Source organism: Achromobacter sp. ACM01, from assembly GCF_014851745.1.
In the GTDB taxonomy this organism is placed as follows: Bacteria; Pseudomonadota; Gammaproteobacteria; order Burkholderiales; family Burkholderiaceae_B; genus Achromobacter; species Achromobacter aegrifaciens.
Map to the genome: position 1 here is coordinate 1 of NZ_JACVAF010000025.1, position 482 is coordinate 482.

At 64.5% G+C, this 482-nt stretch carries 1 protein-coding gene; it reads right to left on the reverse strand.

Annotated features, from left to right (window positions below; genetic code table 11):
- Positions 1–482: YdeI family protein (locus IB268_RS30890; RefSeq protein WP_225591540.1), on the reverse strand; the 482-nt coding region annotated here is incomplete at both ends.

The following is a 482-nucleotide window of genomic DNA, read 5'->3' on the forward strand; positions in this document are numbered from 1 at the left end:
GTGCAGCAGGGTCTTTTTGTAGCCCGGCGGCGTGGCCTCAAAAAACTGCCACGCCTTCTTGTGCCGCCGGAACTCCCGCAGCTGCGCGGCAGGCAGCTCGGCGGGCGCCGCCTGCTCGTGCGAATAAATCGCAGACTTGCCGGCCTTGCGGTGCGCAAAAGCCTGCAGCCCCGCAGGGGTCATGCGGCCAGCGGCCTGCAGTTGCTCCATCTTGGCAATGTTCACCGCGCTCCAGATGGACGACGGCTTGCGCGGAGTGAAGCGGATCGAATACGTGTGCTCATCAATGCGCCGCCGCACACCGTCGATCCAGCCAAAACACAGGGCTTCGTCCACCGACTCGGACCATGTCATGCACGGCTGGCCGGAGCCGACTTTGTGGAAGCCTACGAGCAGTTCACGGCCATTCGCCGCGTGCGCTTGCAGCCAATGGCGGAAGGCTTCGGGGGTAGCGAAGAAAGTGGCGGAGGTCATGCGGGAGC